The 15021-nt window shown below is 72.1% G+C and carries 16 protein-coding genes; 5 read left to right on the top strand and 11 right to left on the bottom strand.

Going from position 1 to position 15021, the window contains the following annotated elements:
• Positions 1–4: 4 nt before the first annotated feature.
• The gene (gene dmeF, locus QM792_RS07585) at positions 5–925 is read right to left on the bottom strand and encodes a CDF family Co(II)/Ni(II) efflux transporter DmeF (protein WP_415148901.1); all 921 of its coding nucleotides are present in this window, start codon (positions 923–925) and stop codon (positions 5–7) included.
• A 39-nt stretch (positions 926–964) separates the two neighbouring features.
• On the opposite strand from dmeF, the gene QM792_RS07580 reads away from it, so the two are divergent.
• A complete protein-coding gene (locus QM792_RS07580) occupies positions 965–1240 on the top strand; it encodes a metal/formaldehyde-sensitive transcriptional repressor (RefSeq protein WP_415148900.1) in 276 nt (91 codons plus the stop codon).
• Positions 1241–1271: 31 nt separating this feature from the next.
• Positions 1272–3350 carry a S9 family peptidase gene (locus QM792_RS07575; RefSeq protein ID WP_415148898.1) on the top strand — a complete coding sequence of 693 codons (2079 nt, stop codon included), beginning with the start codon at positions 1272–1274 and terminating at the stop codon, positions 3348–3350.
• On the opposite strand, the gene QM792_RS07570 is transcribed toward QM792_RS07575, so the two are convergent.
• A complete protein-coding gene (locus tag QM792_RS07570; RefSeq protein ID WP_415148897.1) occupies positions 3328–4485 on the bottom strand; it encodes a tetratricopeptide repeat protein in 1158 nt (385 codons plus the stop codon). The two genes, QM792_RS07575 and QM792_RS07570, sit on opposite strands and share 23 nt — an antisense overlap.
• Before the next feature lie 60 nt (positions 4486–4545).
• Positions 4546–5118, bottom strand: coding sequence for a hypothetical protein (locus tag QM792_RS07565; protein ID WP_415148895.1), 573 nt, complete (start codon positions 5116–5118; stop codon positions 4546–4548).
• Positions 5119–5367: 249 nt separating this feature from the next.
• Here QM792_RS07565 and QM792_RS07560 point away from each other — a divergent pair, with 249 nt between their 5' ends.
• Positions 5368–6087, top strand: coding sequence for a DUF2726 domain-containing protein (locus QM792_RS07560; RefSeq protein WP_415148894.1), 720 nt, complete (start codon positions 5368–5370; stop codon positions 6085–6087).
• Between the two features lie 73 nt (positions 6088–6160).
• Positions 6161–6811, top strand: coding sequence for a DUF1294 domain-containing protein (locus QM792_RS07555; protein WP_415148893.1), 651 nt, complete (start codon positions 6161–6163; stop codon positions 6809–6811).
• A gap of 13 nt (positions 6812–6824) precedes the next feature.
• Here the strand turns inward: QM792_RS07555 and QM792_RS07550 are convergent, their stop codons facing one another.
• A complete protein-coding gene (locus QM792_RS07550; RefSeq protein WP_415148892.1) occupies positions 6825–7415 on the bottom strand; it encodes a chalcone isomerase family protein in 591 nt (196 codons plus the stop codon).
• 33 nt (positions 7416–7448) lie between these two features.
• Entirely contained in the window at positions 7449–8369 is a 921-nt protein-coding gene (locus QM792_RS07545) for a DUF808 domain-containing protein (RefSeq protein WP_415148890.1), read from the bottom strand.
• A gap of 127 nt (positions 8370–8496) precedes the next feature.
• Here QM792_RS07545 and QM792_RS07540 point away from each other — a divergent pair, with 127 nt between their 5' ends.
• A complete protein-coding gene (locus QM792_RS07540) occupies positions 8497–9927 on the top strand; it encodes a toll/interleukin-1 receptor domain-containing protein (RefSeq protein ID WP_415148889.1) in 1431 nt (476 codons plus the stop codon).
• 18 nt (positions 9928–9945) lie between these two features.
• On the opposite strand, the gene QM792_RS07535 is transcribed toward QM792_RS07540, so the two are convergent.
• The 6 genes from QM792_RS07535 to QM792_RS07510 all read right to left on the bottom strand — a co-directional run bounded on the left by QM792_RS07535 (position 9946) and on the right by QM792_RS07510 (position 15008).
• A complete protein-coding gene (locus QM792_RS07535; protein WP_415151599.1) occupies positions 9946–10146 on the bottom strand; it encodes a hypothetical protein in 201 nt (66 codons plus the stop codon).
• 206 nt (positions 10147–10352) lie between these two features.
• Positions 10353–11066 carry an NAD(P)-dependent oxidoreductase gene (locus QM792_RS07530; protein WP_415148887.1) on the bottom strand — a complete coding sequence of 238 codons (714 nt, stop codon included), beginning with the start codon at positions 11064–11066 and terminating at the stop codon, positions 10353–10355.
• Positions 11067–11161: 95 nt separating this feature from the next.
• Positions 11162–13039 (bottom strand): ABC transporter ATP-binding protein, encoded by a 1878-nt coding sequence (locus QM792_RS07525; protein ID WP_415148885.1) that lies wholly within the window; start codon positions 13037–13039, stop codon positions 11162–11164.
• Between the two features lie 58 nt (positions 13040–13097).
• Entirely contained in the window at positions 13098–13436 is a 339-nt protein-coding gene (locus QM792_RS07520; protein WP_415148883.1) for a cupin domain-containing protein, read from the bottom strand.
• 22 nt (positions 13437–13458) lie between these two features.
• Complete coding sequence (locus QM792_RS07515; protein WP_415148882.1) at positions 13459–14289, bottom strand: SDR family oxidoreductase; 831 nt, start codon at positions 14287–14289, stop codon at positions 13459–13461.
• On the bottom strand, positions 14286–15008 hold the full coding sequence (locus tag QM792_RS07510) for an SGNH/GDSL hydrolase family protein (protein WP_415148880.1): 723 nt from the start codon (positions 15006–15008) through the stop codon (positions 14286–14288). Before QM792_RS07510 ends, QM792_RS07515 begins: the two co-directional genes overlap by 4 nt.
• Positions 15009–15021: the final 13 nt, after the last annotated feature.

Here is a 15021-nt window from a genome sequence, read left to right as displayed (position 1 = left end):
TCGGCTACGGTGCCTGCCGGCGAACCTCCACCGTCACGTGCACCAATTCCTCATGCACCGCGAGCAGCTTGCGGAAGTACTCCGGCCCGACATCGGCTGAAGTCATCACGGCCAGGATGCAGGCGTACTTCCCCTTGCCGACGCGCCAGACGTGCAGGTCGGCGATCTCGGCCGCGGCCTCGCCCGCCGCGAGCGCCTCGCGGATCTCCTCGACCACCGGCGCGTCCATCTCGGCGTCCAGCAGCACGCGGCCGGCCTCGCGCAGCAGGCCCCCGGCCCACACCGCCACCAGCATCGCGCCGGCGATGCCCATCAGCGGGTCGAGCCAGTCGGCGCCCCACAGCATGCCGCCGAACAGCGCCACGATGGCCAGCACCGAGGTCGCCGCGTCCGCCACCACGTGCAGGTAGGCGGAGCGCAGGTTGAGGTCGTCGTGGTGGTGGTGCCCGTGGCCATGGCCGTGCCCGTCCTTCAGCAGCCACGCGCAGGCCAGGTTGACGGCCAGCCCGATCACGGCGACGCTGATCGCCTCGCCGTAGCGGATGGGCAGGGGCTCGACCAGGCGCTCGATGGACTGCCACAGCATCAGCACGGCCACCGCGACGAGCAGCAGCGCGCTGGTGTAACCGCCCAGCACCTCGATCTTCCAGGTGCCGAAGGCGAAGCGCCGGTCGTGCGCGAGGCGCCGCGCCGCCAGGTAGGCCAGCGCCGAGAGGCCGAGCGCCAGCACGTGCGAGCTCATGTGCCAGCCGTCGGCGAGCAGCGCCATCGAGTTGAAGGCGATGCCGCAGACGATCTCGACCACCATCATCGCGGCCGCCAGCAGCACCGCGCGGCGCGTGTTGCGCTCGGCGAGCGGGTCCGCGTCGGCGAAGTCGTGGCTGTGCCGTGGTTCGGCGACGGTGTGGATCGGTGTCGTGTTCATATACTGCACCCCAGTATATTGCGACACGAAGGAGATGCCATGGCCCACACGATTCACCACCGCAAGCCGCTGCTGGCGCGCGTGCGCCGCATCAAGGGGCAGGCCGAGGCGCTGGAGCGCGCGCTCGATGCGCAGGTCGACTGCGCCGCCGTGCTGCAGCAGATCGCCGCGATCCGCGGCGCCGTCGACGGGCTGATGGCCGAGGTGCTGGAAGGCCACGTGCGCGAGCACCTGGGCCGCGCGGACGCCTCGGCGCGCGAGCGCGCCGACGATGTCGAGCAGGTGGTGCGCGCGCTGCGCTCCTACCTGCGCTGATGCGCCCCGCCGCGCACCGTATGCTCGCCCGATGACGAGCACCGCACCGATCCCCGCGCGCCGCCCCAAGGACGTTTCCATCCACGGCGAGACGCGCATCGACGACTGGCACTGGCTGCGCGAGCGCGACGACCCCGAGGTCATCGCCCACCTGAAGGCCGAGAACGCCCACACCGAGGCCTGGTTCGCGCCGCACGCGGCCTTGAAGCAGCGGCTCTACGACGAGATGCTGGCGCGCATCCAGGAAGACGACGACGAGCTGCCCTGGCGCAAGAACGGCTGGTGGCACTGGAGCCGCACCGCGAAGGGCCGCCAGTACGAGACCTGGCTGCGCCGGCGCGATGTGGCCGGCGCGGCCGAGGAGGTGATGCTCGACCTGAACGCGCTCGCCGAGGGCAAGCCCTTTCTGCAACTCGGCGCGCTGGAGCTCAGCCCCGACAACACGCTGCTCGCCTACTCGCTCGACGAGACCGGCGCGCTCGACCACACGCTGCGCGTGCGCGAGCTCGCCACGGGCGCCGACCTGCCGGTGGCGATCGAGAAGACCGAAGACGCCGCCTGGGGCAACGACAGCCGCACGCTCTACTACCTCAGCAAGGACGAGGCCCGGCGCACGCACCGCGTCTGGCGGCATCGCCTCGGCGCCGGCACGCCCGACGAGCTGTTGTACGAAGAATCCGACGAGCTGTTCTGGCTCGGCCTGGGCAAGACGCGCGACGAGCGCTTCATCGTGATCTCGTCGGCCAGCAAGGACACCACCGAGCTGCGCGTCGTCGCCGCCGACGATCCGGCCGCGGCGCCGCGCATCGTGCTGCCGCGCCGGCGCGGCATCGAGATGTCGCTCGACCACCGGCACGGGCGCTTCTACCTTCTCGTCAACGACAGCGGGCGCAACTTCCGCCTCGTCGAGACCGATGCCGACGCGCCATCGCTGCAGACCGCGCGCGAACTGATCGCGCAGCGCGACGACGTGATGCTGGAAGACGTGGACCTGTTCGAGCGCTGGATGGTGGTGCAGGAACGCGAGCTGGGCACGCTCAAGCTGCGCGTCTTCGAGCTGGCGGATGACCGGATCGGGCGCGACTGGCACATCCCCTTCGACGAGACGGTCTACAGCGCCGGCGGCCAGGTCAACGAGGAGTTCGACAGCGAGGTCTACCGCGTCGCCTACACCTCGATGGTGACGCCCTACTCCATCATCGACGTCGACCTGCGCAGCGGCCGGCGCACGCTGAAGAAGCGCCAGCCGGTGCTCGGCGGCTACGACCCGGCGCGGTACGACAGCACGCAGATCCTGGCGCACGCGGCCGACGGCACCGAGGTGCCGGTGTCGCTGGTGTGGCGGCGCGATCTGCGGGATCTGCGCCGGGGCCAAGCCCAGCCGCTGCTGATGTACGGCTACGGCGCCTACGGCATTGCCGTCGATCCGTACTTCTCGTCGTCACGCCTGAGCCTGCTCGACCGCGGCGTCGTGTTCGCGATCGCCCACGTGCGCGGCGGCGGCGACCGCGGCCGGCGCTGGTACGACGACGGCAAGCTGGCCGCCAAGCCGAACAGCTTCAGCGACTTCGTCGCCTGCGCCGAGGCGCTGGTGGCGCAGGGCTGGACCACGCCGGCGCAGCTCATCGTCGAAGGCGGCAGCGCCGGCGGGCTGCTGGTGGCGGCGGCGAACCTGCGGCCGGATCTGTTCCGCGCCGTGGTGGCCGAGGTGCCCTTCGTCGACGTGATCAACACCATGCTCGACGAGACGCTGCCGCTGACGGTGGGCGAGTTCCTCGAATGGGGCAACCCCAAGCTGCCGGCCGACTACGCGGTGATGCGCCGCTACTCGCCCTACGACAACCTGCGCGCGGCAGCCTACCCGGCGATGTACCTGCGCGCCGGGCTGAACGACAGCCAGGTGCCGTGCTGGGAGGCCGCCAAGTACGCGGCGAAGCTGCGCTCGCTGAAGACCGACGACGAGCCGGTGCTGCTGTCCGTCAACCTCGACGCCGGCCACGGCGGCGCCTCGGGCCGCTACGACGCGCTGGCCGAGCGCGCCGAAGTCGTGACCTTCATGCTCGCGATCTGGGGGCTCGCCGGCCCGGCTACTGGAGCCGCAGCGCCTTGAGGCGTTCGAGCTTGCCGGCATAGAGCTCGCGCTCGGCCGCGCGCGTGCTGGCCTGCATCGCCAGGCCGAGCTGGCGCCGCGCCTCCTTCACGTCGCCCAGCCCGTAGCTCGCCAGCGCCAGGCCGAAGTGGAACTCGTGGTGGTAGGCGGCGCGTTCGATCTCCTTCTCGAACATCGCCTTGGCCCGCGCGTAGTCGCGCCGCTGCATCGCGTCGAGGCCGAGCTGGAAGAAGTGGTAGGGCGGTTCGGGCTCGATGCGCGCCAGGCGCCGCTGCACGGCGGCGGCATCGTCCGCGCGGCCCTGCTTCGTGTAGGCGTTGGCGAGGTTGGACAGCACCGCCACGTTGGCCGGCTCCAGCGCCAGCAGTTGCTCCAGCACGCGGGCGGCCTGCGCGAACGCGCCGCGCCGCTGGTAGACCACCGCCAGCGTGTTGCGCGCGCGCAGGAAGGTCGCGTCGGCCGCGATGGCCGCGCGCGCGAACCAGTAGGCGTCGTCCACCGCGCCGGCGGCCAGCGACTCGGCGGCGCGGTTGTTCATGTACATCGCCAGCAGCGTGGCCTCGGTGATGCCGCGCGAATACTGCTTCTGGCCGGGCTGCGGCGGCTCGAAGTCGATCAGCATCGCCTCGGCGATGTCGAAGCGCATGCGTTCGTCGCCGCCCGGGTGGCGCAGCGTCAGGTTGACGTGGCCGCTGCTGACCAGCAGGTCGCCGCTGCGGCCCCAGCCGGCGTCGGTGTGCACGCTGTGGAACTGCACCGGCAGGCCGAGGTGGCGCGCCAGCGCGGCGCTCATGATCACCAGCGACAGGCAGTTGCCGCTGCGCGCCTCGAAGGCCTCGGCGGCGCTGCGGGTGCGCTGCGCGTCGTAGTCCAGGCGCAGCCGGTCCGGCGCATACAGCGCGTCGATCAGCGCGGCGCGCGCGCCCTTGCGGCGCACCTCGCGCGCCAGGTCTTCGTCGAGGTAGCGCCGCATCGCATCGGACAGCGCGAACACCGCGCCCGCATCCACGGGCTGCGCGGGCGGGGCGAACAGCGTGTCGTCGAACAGGCCCTCGGCGGGCGGCGCGGGGGCGGCGCAGGCGGCCAGCCAGAACGTGGCGGCGAGGGCGAGGATGCGATGCAGCGAGCGCGTCATGAGCGTCTCCCGCGCGGCGGGGCCGCGCCAGGCGCTCACCTTACTCCGTTCGGAGCCGTCTCAGCGTGCGGGGGATTCCGCGCTGTTGTCCAGCGGAACGTGGCCGGTCCAGCTCCGCTCCATCTCGTCGAACAGCGAGTGCGAGGCTTCGATCACTTCCAGGCTGCCGGGGCGCGTCTCGGTGTCCTCGTCGATCTCGAGGGCGCGGCCGCGCACTTCCACCGTCTCGGCGATGCGCGCGCGCAGGCAGGCCAGGGCCTCGCTGGGCGCGCCCTGCAAGAGCAGGTCGAACTGCTCCAGCGCCTTGCGCAGCACCGGCACCGGGATCTCGAGCTTGAGCGCGCGGCTGCCGAAGCGGCCGATCTGCGCCTCGGTGAAGGCCAGGTGCCGCATCAGCTGGCGCGTCTCGGGGTGGCGGCGCAGCAGCTCGCCCAGTTCGGCGTGGCCGCGGCGCAGCATCTCGCCGGCCGACGCGCCGGCGGGCGCCTCGGGGCGGCGTTCGGCCTTGTCGGCCAGCACGACGTGCAGTTGCGCGCCGCGCAGTTCGAGCTTGAGCGGGCGTTGCAGCAATTCGCGCAGCCGATGGGCGGGGCGCGACGCAGCGGAGGAAGCGGTGTTGCGGGAGGCGGCCATGATCGGATGAACGAAGCGACGGCGTCGAGCGTGCCACGGATCGCCCCGCCGTGCGGACGGCGCGGCCCACGATCGTGCGCTTCCACGAAATACTGCGCATGGAAGGGGCCGGACCGCGACAGCGCCCGGTGCGCGCCTATCCCTCTTTCAAGCGTGAAATCGTGCCGCTTCTCGATCGACCCGGCGCCGGCGCGCAAGGCTACGCTGGGCGCGTTTCCAACCCTTCGTTCGCCGCACGCGGCCGTGGCCATGCTGGACATCAATTTCATCGGCGCGCTGACCGTCTCCGCACTGCTGCTGGCCTGGGTCTGGGCGCGCCGCCGCGGCAGCCGGCCGTCGGGCAAGCGCAAGAACGGCAAGAGCGGCAAGGCGGCGCAGGCCGATGCGCCGCTCGACACCGTGCAGGCATGGACGCCGCAGGCGGTGCGTGTGCTGACGCTGCCCGAGCGCCAGGCCTACGACCTGATGCGCCGGGCCATGCCGAACCGGCTGGTGCTGGCGCAGGTGCCGCTGGCGCGTTTCATCAGCGTGCCGACGCGCCACTCGTACAGCGACTGGCTGACGCGCGTCGGCCGGCTGACGGTCGACCTGCTGGTGTGTGACAAGAGCTCACGGGTGGTGGCGGTGGTCGACATCCGCACCGGTGGCCAGTCCGAGCGCAGCATCCGCCGCCACGAGCGCATGACGCAGGTGCTGCAGGCCGCCGGCGTGCGCGTGCTGCAATGGAATGCCGAGGCGCTTCCGAGCCCGGCCGAAGTGCGCGCCCTCTTCCGCGAGCAGGGCGCGGAAGCCGAGGAGGACACGCTCGGCCCGCACGGCAAGCGCATGCTGCCGGTGCCCGAGATGGTGGAGGTGATCAGCGAGGGCGACGCCTTCGCGGCGGCGATGCCGCAGCTCGAACCGGTGTCGTCGGACTACTTCGACGACCTCGACGCGCTCGCGCCGCGCGGCGCGGCGCCGCGCGGCTGAACGCTACACGCGGCTACACCGGCTACGCCGGGCTACACGGCATCGCTCCGCACGCTGGCAGCATCCACGCCGCATGAACAAGCAGGGCACCATCGTTCGCTGGGACGCCGAGCGCGGCTACGGCTTCGTGCGCGCCGCCGCCGCTGCCACGGTCGAAGCGGACGTGTTCTTCCACATCCGCGACTTCCGCGGCGGCAGCACCGCGCCGAGCGAAGGCTTGCAGGTGCGCTACGAGGAGATCCACGTCGGCGGCAAGGGGCCGCGCGCGATGGCGCTGGCGCCGCTCGACTACGTCGACCCGCGCCGCGGCCTGCCGCCCGAGCTGCCGCGCCGGCGCGACGGCAGCCGGCGCGCGCCGCCGCCGCCCCACGTGCGCGTCGAGATGCGCGTGATGGCGCTGCTGGTGCCGCTGTACCTGGGCGTGCTGGCCTGGGCCGCCTGGACGCAGCGCCTGCCGGTGCCGCTGGCGTTGTCGGTGCCGCTGCTGAGCGTGCTGGCCTTCTACCTCTACTGGCGCGACAAGTTCGCGGCGCAGCGCGGCGCCCGGCGCACGCCCGAAGTGGTGCTGCACGCCGCCGGCCTGGTCGGCGGCTGGCCCGGCGCCTGGCTGGCGCAGCGCCTGCTGCGCCACAAGTCGGCCAAGCCGTCGTTCCGCAAGGCCTACTGGGTCACGGTGGCGCTGCACTGGGCGGCGCTGGCGCTGTGGCTGGCCGGCGCGCGCTGAGCGCGGCGGCACCCTACTCCTTGTCCAGGCCGAGCAGCGCGTCGCGCAAGTGCGTGTCGGCCGGCGACTCGCCGACCCAGATCTTCAGCACCATCTGGAAGAACTCGTCGTCCCCGACGGGTTCGCCCTGCGGCTTGCCGAGGATGTAGAAGGTCGTGCCCTTGCCCGGCGCGAACTCCATCGCGAAGGATTCGCCCGGCAGCATCTTCGAGCGGCCCGAGAACACCTCGATCAGCCGCATGCTCGCCAGCGCGTGGCGCTGCACGCGGTCCTTGGGCGAGTTGTCGTTCATGCCCTTGATGAACAACCGGCCCAGGTCGGTGCCGGGCAACTCGCGCAGCGCGGTGAACTGCAGCCGCTTCGGCCCTGGCAGCGCCAGCAGCTCGGCGGCGCTGGACACCTTCTTCGTCGTGTACAGGCCCATGTCGTACACCTTGAAGATCGCCCTGAAGCGCGTGCCCGCGCCGTTGAGCTGCAGCGTGCTGCCCTGCACCTCGAGCTTCGGCTCGAACTTGGTGCTGGTGGGCGCGGCCTGCGCGGCGACGGCGATCGTGGCGCCGATCAGCACGGCGGCCAGGCCTTGTCTCGTCGGAATGCGCTGCACGGTGTCTCCTCCAATCGTTGTCGTTGTCCCGCATTATTCCGGGCGGACGCCGCGCGCACCCGTCAAACGCCGGAACAAGCTCACGCCCGCGAGCACCAGCGCGCCGGCGACGACGCCGAGCAGCCCGTTGGCGAGCGCCGACAGCAGCCCGGCCACCGCGCCGAAACCATTCGCCCAGGCCTCGATGGCGTGGTGCAGCGGCGCGATGCCGTGCACCAGGATGCCGCCGCCGACGAGGAACATCGCCGCCGTGCCGGCGATCGACAGCAGCTTCATCAGCCAGGGCGCGGCGTTCAGGATGGCGCGGCCCAGCGCACGCGCCGCGCCGGCCGCGCTGCGCGTCAGCCACAGGCCGAGGTCGTCGAGCTTGACGATGCCGGCGACGACGCCGTAGACGCCCGCCGTCATCAGCAGCGCGATGCCGGCCACCACCACGGCCTGCGTCGCCAGCGGCTCGCCGGCCACGGTGCCGAGCGTGATCGCGATGATCTCGGCCGAGAGGATGAAGTCGGTGCGCACCGCGCCCTTGACCTTGTCCTTCTCCAGCGCCATCAGGTCGACCGAGGGGTCGAGCAGCGCCCGCGACAGCTCGGTCTTGCGCGCCTCGTCCTCGTGCGCGTCGTGCAGCAGCTTGTGGGCGATCTTCTCGAAGCCCTCGAAGCACAGGAAGGCGCCGCCCACCATCAGCAGCGGCGTGATCAGCGCCGGCAGCAAGGCGCTGATGGCCAGCGCCGCCGGCACCAGGATCGCCTTGTTCACCAGCGAGCCCTTGGCCACGGCCCACACCACCGGCAGCTCGCGCTCGGCGCTGACGCCGCTGACCTGCTGCGCGTTCAGCGCGAGATCGTCGCCGAGCACGCCGGCGGTCTTCTTGGCCGCCAGCTTGGACAGCACGGCCACGTCGTCGAGCACGCTGGCGATGTCGTCGAGCAGGGCGAGCAGGCTGGTGGCCATGGGGGATCGAGCAGCGTGGATAGGGATGGGCGGCGGCGCCGCGAGCGTGCATCGTAGCCGCGTTGCGCCACCCGCCGATGCGCACCACAATCGCACGCCCCTTCGAGCCTCCGTTTCGCTGCGTCCCGTGAAGCTGTTCGTCTCTTATTCGTCCGACCAGAAAGACCTGGCCGAGCGCCTGCGCCTGGCGCTCGAAGCCGAAGGCCACGACGTCTTCACCGACCGCGCCGAACTGAAGGAAGGCGAGCCCTACCACGAGATGCTTCGCGAGGCCATCGCGGCGGCCGACGCGATGGTGTTCCTGATCACGCCGCGCGCCATCCGCCCGGGCAGCTACGCGCTGTCCGAGCTGGACATCGCGCAGCGCCGCTGGCGCCGCCCCGGCGGCCACGTGCTGCCGGTGCTGGCGCAGCCCACGCCGATCGAGGACATCCCACCCTACCTGCGCGCGGTAACGCTGCTGAGCCCCAAGGGCGACCTGGTGGCCGAGACGGTGGCCGCGGTGGCGCGCCTGCGCAGCCGCATGCCGCTGTGGGGCTGGCTGATCGGCGCGGTGACGCTGGCGCTGCTGGCGGGCGCGCTTTTCATCGTGCAGCAGCGCGTCGAGCAGCAGCGCGCCGCCGAACGCGCGCGGCTCGAACACGAAGCCGCCGAACTCGGCGCGGCGGTGCAGTTGTGCGAAGCGGGCAACCACGCCGTGGCCTGGAAGCAGTTCGAGGCGATGGCCGACAGGCGCCCCGCCGACGACGCGCTGCGCGTCGCCCGCGAGGACTGCGGCATGCGCTGGCTGCGCGAGGCGCGCGTGGCCGGCGACACGGCCAGCTTCGGCGCGCTGGTGGCGCCCATCCAGCCCGTGCTGACGCAGGGCCTGGCGTTTGCCAGCGGCGAACGCCGCGCCGACCTGCAGGCGCACCTGGGCTGGGCCGACTTCCTGCGCGGCCGCGACGGCGGCGCCACGGTCGACCCCGCGGCGCTGTACCGCCGCGCGCTGGCCGACGACGCCGGCAACGTCTACGCCCACACGATGTGGGCCCACTGGCTGGTCTGGCAGACGGGCGCGCTCGACGCCGCGGCGCGCCAACACCTGGAGACGGCCGCCAAGGGCGCGCGCGAACGGCCCTGGCTGCGCCGCATGCAGTTCGCGATCGCCTCGCTGCGCGCCGAGCTGAACGGTTATGCGCTGGAAGTGCTCAACCAGATGCGCGCCGCCGGCGAACAGCCCGACCCCACGCAGCGCGACCTGGTGTGGCGCCGCCTGATCGACTGGGGGCTGCTGGCGCCCGAGCCCGAGCGCGAGCAGTTGCTGAGTTTCCTGAGCCCCGCCGATGCGCTGGCGACGCTGGAATGGCTGTATCCGCAGGAGCAGTTGGTGGCCGAGCGCCGGCCCTTGCTGCGCTTCGCGCTGGCGCTGCTGGGCGCACGCGCCGGCCGGCAGGAAGAGGCGCTGGCCGTGCTGGAGGCGCTGAGCGCCGAGCAGGCCGCCGCGAAGGAAGACACGCGGCTGTCGCGCGCCACGGCGCAGTTGCTCGCCCAGTTGCGCAAGGCACCCGGGCGCTGAGCGCCGCGTGCGGCAGCGTCAGTGGCAGCGCTGCACGGCCGGCGTCGCGTACTCGCGCCCGACGACGGCGCGCGCGTAGAGGTAGTTGCCGCGGGCGCGCTCGCTGAGCGCATCCAGGTCGACATGGCCCTCGGCATCGCAGGGGAAGGCCAGCGCGCGGCCCTCGTTGAACAGCGACTGGAAGCGCAGCTCGTAGCCGCACAGCGCCGTCAGGGGCATCTTGGCAGTGTTCACGTTGCGGTCTCCTGCAACAGCGGTTCACACGACGACAAGGTAGACAGTGCGCGAAGCGCTCGCCAGGGATGTCCGCCGCGATCCTCTGTCTGCCTGCTTCGATGCACTGTGTAGGAAACGCGCCGACAGCGCGACCCGATGACGAGGGGGACCCATCCCCCCAGACGGGCGTGAAGCGCGTCACGCGACGCTCAGGCCACCGTCAGCACCTTGCCCACCGACGCGCCGTCGGTGGCCAGCCGCACCATCAGCGCGGCCAGGTCTTCGCGCGGGATCGCGCGCCAGCCCCAGCGCAGGTTCTCGCCGATGCACACGTCGGTGCCCGAGGGCGCGTGCGACAGCCGCGCGGGACGCAGCACCGTCCAGCGCAGCGCGCTGCCGCGCACCAGTGCCTCCTGGCGCTCCTTGTCGGCCATCACCTCGGGCAGCAGCCAGTGCAGCCAGCGGCCCAGGCCGAGCCTGCCGGCGGCCACCGAGCTGCCGACGCCGGCCGCGCCCATCAGCACGAGGCGCGACACGCCGGCCTCGCCCATCGCCGCGACGAGGTGGCGCGTGGCCCGTGCCGCCTGCGGCGGCGCACGCCGCGCGCCGCGCGCCCCGGGCGATTCGGGCTGGTGGCCGACGGTGCACAGCACCGCGTCGTGGCCGGCCAGCACGCCGTGCAGGCTGTCGGGTTCGAGCGGATCGGCCCGCACCACGTCCAGCGCCTCGTGCGCCAGCGCCCAGCGCGCCGGCTCGGCCACCAGCGCGGTGACGCGGTGCCCCAGCGCGAGCGCCTGGCGCACCGCATGCTGGCCGGTCGCTCCGGCCGCGCCGGCCACCGCGATGCGCGGCCGCTCGTCCCGGGGCGCGCTGGGCGTGCCAGGCGCGAGGCGGTGGGCGAAGCGGTAGGTCATCGTGGCCATCGGGAAGCGGTCTGGGCTGTGGACGAGGCGCGCACTGTGCCGAAACAAGCGCCCGGCGCGAATCCCTACCTCGCGAAAGCCCCTGGCCCGAAGGCTCAAGCCGGCACCAGTTCGTCCTCGTCGCCCACGTCCTCGCCGAGAAAACCGCCGCTCTGGTGCGCCCACAGCCGCGCGTAGATGCCGCCGCGCGCCAGCAGGCTACGGTGGTCGCCCTCCTCGACGATGCGGCCCTTGTCGAGCACGATCAGCCGGTCCATCGCGGCGATGGTCGACAGGCGGTGCGCGATCGCCACCACCGTCTTGCCCTCCATCAGCCGGTACAGGCTCGCCTGGATGGCGGATTCCACCTCGCTGTCGAGCGCGCTGGTGGCCTCGTCGAGCAGCAGGATGGGCGCGTCCTTGAGCATCACGCGCGCGATCGCGATGCGCTGGCGCTGCCCGCCGGAGAGCTTCACGCCGCGCTCGCCGACGTGCGCGTCGTAGCCCTGGCGGCCCTTGGGGTCGGTCAGGCCCTGCACGAACTCGTGCGCCTCGGCGCGCCGCGCCGCCGCGATCATCTGCGCGTCGTCGGCGTCGGGCCGGCCGTAGAGGATGTTGTCGCGCACCGAGCGGTGCAGCAGCGAGGTGTCCTGCGTCACCATGCCGACCTGCGCGCGCAGCGAATCCTGCGTCACGCCGGCGATGTCCTGGCCGTCGATCAGGATGCGGCCGGCCTCGATGTCGTGAAAGCGCAGCAGCAGGTTGACGATGGTCGACTTGCCCGCGCCGGAGCGGCCCACCAGGCCGATCTTCTCGCCCGGACGGATCACGAGCGAGAGCGTCTCGATCACGCGCGGTGCGGCGCTCTGCGCGTCGCGTGCGCGGCCGTAGTCGAAGTCGACCGCCTCGAAGCGGATCTCGCCGCGCGTCACCGCGAGCGGCTGCGCGCCAAGCCGGTCGACCACGCGGTGTGGCCGCGCCAGCGTGTTGATGCCGTCCTGCACCGTGCCGACGTGCTCGAAGAGGGACGCCAGTTCCCACATGATCCAGTGCGAGATGCCGTTCAGGCGCAGCGCCATCGCGGTGGCCGCCGCCACCGCGCCGGCGCCGACCTGGCCGCGTGTCCACAGCCACAGCGCCATCGCGGTGGTGCCGGCCACCAGCGCCATCGACAGCGCATGGTTGACGATCTCGAAGCCGCTGACCAGGCGCATCTGGCCGTGCACCGTGACGAGGAACTCCTCCATCGCCGAGCGCGCGTAGCCGGCCTCGCGCCGCGCGTGCGAGAACAGCTTGACGGTGGCGATGTTGGTGTAGGCGTCGGTGATGCGCCCGGTCATCAGCGAGCGCGCATCGGCCTGCGCCTGCGCCACCTTGGCCAGGCGCGGCACGAAATAGGCGGTGGCGATGCCGTACAGCAGCATCCAGCCGAGGAAGGGCAGCAGCAGCCAGGCGTCGAAGCTGCCCGCCATGATCACCATGGTGACGAAATAGATCACCACGAAGACCAGGATGTCGGCGACCAGAAGCACCACGTCGCGCGCCGCCAGCGCGGTCTGCATCACCTTGGCCGAGACGCGGCCGGCGAACTCGTCCTGGTAGAAGGCCATGCTCTGGCCGAGCATGCGGCGGTGGAAGTTCCAGCGCAGCCGCATCGGGAAGTTGCCCGCCAGCGACTGGTGCTTGATCAGCGTCTGCAAGGCCACCAGCGCCACGCTGGCCGCCAGCACCGCGGCCAGCAGCACGAGCGAAGCGCCGTGCTGGCTGAACAGCGTGGCGGGCGTGGCCTGCGACAGCCAGTCGACCACCTTGCCGAGAAAGCCGAACAGCGCCGCCTCGAACACGCCGATCACCGCGGTGGCGGCCGTCATCAGCGCGATGTGCGGGCGCATGCCCGCGGTGCAGTGCCAGATGAACGCGATCAGGCTGCTGGGCGGCTCGCCGGGCTCGGCATCGGGATGGGGGTCGACGAGACGCTCGAAAAATCGGAACACGCGAAGGCTCTCCGGGTTGGCAGCCGCCGATACTGCCACGCAATCGGGCCGTTCGTGTTCACGACGGCTGCTTGCGCAGCGCGATGGTGACGAGGGCCGAGCAATCCTGCAGCGCGCGCACGCCGTGCGTGACGCCGCCGCGAAGGTACAGCAGTTGCCCGGCGCGCAGGACGTGCGAGCCGTCTTCCACGCCGACCTCCAGCGCACCCTCGATGCACTGGATCGTGATCTCGCCGGGCACGCGGTGCGGCGGCAGCGCCTTGCCCGCCGGCAGCACGAGGCGCATCAGTTCCAGATCCTCGGACTTGAACAGCGCGGCCGTCTTCCCGCTGGCCAGACGAGCGCCCAGCGGCTGGACATCGACCACCTCGCCGGAACGTGCGTGCGGGAGCGCCATGGCGCGAGTATGCGCCGGTGGGTCAATCCACGAAGAAGTCCGGGATGAAGTCGCGGTTGCCCGGCGCCACGCTGTAGCGCTCGAAATCCGTCACGCCGTGCTGCGCCAGCAGCATGTCGTCGATGAAGAAGTTGCCGGTGGTGGTCCTGGCGTCGCTGGTCAGGACGTGCCAGGCCGCGTCGGCCAGGATCTCCGGCTTGCGGCATCTGCCGACCTCGACGCCCGGGATCATCTGCAAGGCCGCGGTGGCGATCGCGGTGCGCGGCCACAGGCTGTTGACGGCGATGCCGTGCTTGCGGAATTCGCCGGCGTGGCCCAGCGTGCATTCGCTCATGCCGTACTTGGCCATCGTGTACGCCACGTGCGGCGCGAACCAGTGCTCGCGCATGGACAGCGGCGGCGACATGTTCAGCACGTGCGGGTTGCGCCCGGCCTGCGCCGAGCGGATCAACTGCGGCAGGCAGGCCTGCGTGCACAGGTAGGTGCCGCGCACGTTGACGCCGAACATCAGGTCGAAGCGTTTCATGGGCGTCGCGTCGGTCGGCGTCAGGCTGATCGCGCTGGCGTTGTTCACCAGGATATCGATGCCGCCGAAGCGCGCCACCGCCTGCTCGACGGAGGCGAGCACGTTGGCCTCGTCGCGGATGTCGGTCTGCAAAGCCAGCGCGCGTCCGCCGGCGGCCTCGATCTCGGCGGCCGCGCTGTGGATGGTGCCGGGCAGCTTGGGGTTGGTCTCGGCCGTCTTGGCGGCGATGACGACGTTGGCGCCGTCGCGCGCCGCGCGCAGCGCGATCGCCAGGCCGATGCCGCGCGAGGCGCCGGTGATGAAGAGGGTCTTGTCCTTCAGGCTCATGGTGCTGTCTCCGTGATCAATCGTCGTGCGATGAAGTGTGCGAGCGCCTCGCCGGTGGCGCGATAGACCGGCTCGCCGGGGTGGAAGCCGTCGTCGGCCATGTGCTCGGGGCCGAGCGCGAGTTCGATGGGCACGTGCGAGACATCCTCGCGCGTCGCCGCCCAGCGCGCCAGCGCCTCGTCGTGGCGGCGCGCGTCGTCGCCCAGCACGCGCCGCAGCGGCTGCGGCAGCAGCGGAAAGCGGTGCAGCGGCGGCAGCGGCGCGAACACCACGTGGCGCACGCCGGCGGACTGGCGCAGCCAGTCGGCCAGCGCGGCGCGCTGGCGCACGGCGCGCGCCGGGCTCACCTGGTCGATCACGTCGTTGACGCCCAGCACCGCCACCGCGATCTGCGCCGGCCCGGCTCGTTCGCGGCGCAGCAGTTCGAGCGCCCGCGCGCTGGTGATGCCGCTTTGCGCGACGAGCCGCCAGTGCACGCGGCGGCGCGCCTCGGCGGCGAGCGCGCGCGTCAGGTGGCCGGCCAGCGCCGCGTCCTGCGTCGCCACGCCGACGCCGGCGGCCGACGAGTCGCCGACGATCAGCAGCGCGAGCCGCTCGCCCTCGCCCACCTGGCCTTGCCGCGCGCCCTCGGCCTCGGGCAAGCGCGGCGCGCGCCGGCGCGTCGCCACCGCCTGCGCCACCAGCAGCGGCGCGAGGGCCAGCTTGAGCGTCAGCGACATGCCCGAAGCGCTC

This window comes from Piscinibacter sp. (assembly GCF_047600445.1).
In the GTDB taxonomy this organism is placed as follows: Bacteria; Pseudomonadota; Gammaproteobacteria; order Burkholderiales; family Burkholderiaceae_C; genus Piscinibacter.
Note: the sequence above shows the minus strand (reverse complement) of the source record. Positions and strands in the feature narration are given on the sequence as shown.